1 protein-coding gene is annotated in these 1324 nt (G+C 41.2%); it reads right to left on the reverse strand.

Annotation, left to right across the window (positions count from 1 at the left end; translation table 11 throughout):
* Positions 1-9 precede the first annotated feature (9 nt).
* Complete coding sequence (locus D5018_RS21310) at positions 10-1296, reverse strand: transposase (protein ID WP_121840973.1); 1287 nt, start codon at positions 1294-1296, stop codon at positions 10-12.
* Between the last annotated feature and the right edge of the window lie 28 nt (positions 1297-1324).

The raw sequence follows: 1324 nt of genomic DNA on the forward strand, positions 1-1324 counted from the left end.
CATAGGTATCTACATGGTTTGTCCAAAAAACGAACTAGCCAACTCTCTAAATGCTTCAATCTCCTCAATGGTATAGTTAGAAAGAACTTCGTTGAGCTGTAAAAAGACCCATAAGCCAGCTAATAATGCTGGGTGAGTCACAGGTTTACTCCTCTTAGTCAGTCTGCCGCTTAACTTAATCAAAAAGGTTTTTAATTCTACTGCGTCTTTTGAGTTATCATTGTAAAGTTTCCACATCATCACGCAGGCCATTGCGCTGACAATGAGTCTCCTAAATATTCTTGGAGCCGTTTCTTGTTGCCAGTGCTCAATTTGAAAGCCATGTCCCTTTAATACCTTGAACCAAGATTCAATTGACCAGCGAAAATAGTACCAATTCGCTATTGTCAGGGAGTCAACCTCTGCCACATTGGATAGAAGCAACCACTGCGCTAATTGCTCTCCCTTTTCATTGCTCAACGTGCTTACAACAAAGCGAACACTTGGCGGGTTTACTACATCCTTTTCTGATTTTCTCTGTAACACGACTTCAGTTTCACCAACAAATAGATAAGCCTCTTTACCTTTATAATCAACAATTCCCTTGATTTCGCTTGGGAGCTTTAGCGCCAGTTTTTCTAATGAAACAAACTCATCATCATGCATAACCGAGGTATTTTTCTTTCCTCTTGTTAGCCATTTCACTCCCATTAACTGACGTAGGTGTGGTGCTGAATCGGCTTCTCTATCAATGACATGCACTAGGTGTTTGTTTAAAGGCAAGCTTTCCTGCCACTCAATACGGTCGGTAAGTTGCTCAAGGTGAGGAATTGCTTTTTGAGGCTCAACATCTCTACAACGATATACGCCTTCTCTTGCTGCCAGATCTAATCCTAGGGGAGCTAAAGGTTTCCCTGTATCTGAATCCAATAGCAATGAAGCAAACAGCTCGTAACCCACATCTCTATCGTGAGACATTTGGATCTTATCAAGCTTGCAGTCATGATCACGATAATTGTTTTTGCACCAATCATGAGCCACGAGAGCGTAAGTGGAGGTAATGCCTGCTAACTCTTGTCTCGCAGCTTGGTTCAAAGGTAAACTGAGTTGCGGGTAGGCAATATTTTCATTGCTAAAGAACCTCCAAGAAGCCTGTGTGTTAGCCCATGCGGTTTTATGGTGAGAAAGTGTTTTAACGCCTTGAGCTAACTTAGGCGCAACATTTAAATGTTCCTTTATCAAATCTTGGTATCTGTTTTTAAGAGCGGTAGGTAAAAAGCAAGATAAGTTATTTTGTGCAAACAAATCCATTTTTATCGTCAGTTGAAGGGAATTTGCAGATCTG

This window comes from Parashewanella curva (genome assembly GCF_003675895.1).
In the GTDB taxonomy this organism is placed as follows: Bacteria; Pseudomonadota; Gammaproteobacteria; order Enterobacterales; family Shewanellaceae; genus Parashewanella; species Parashewanella curva.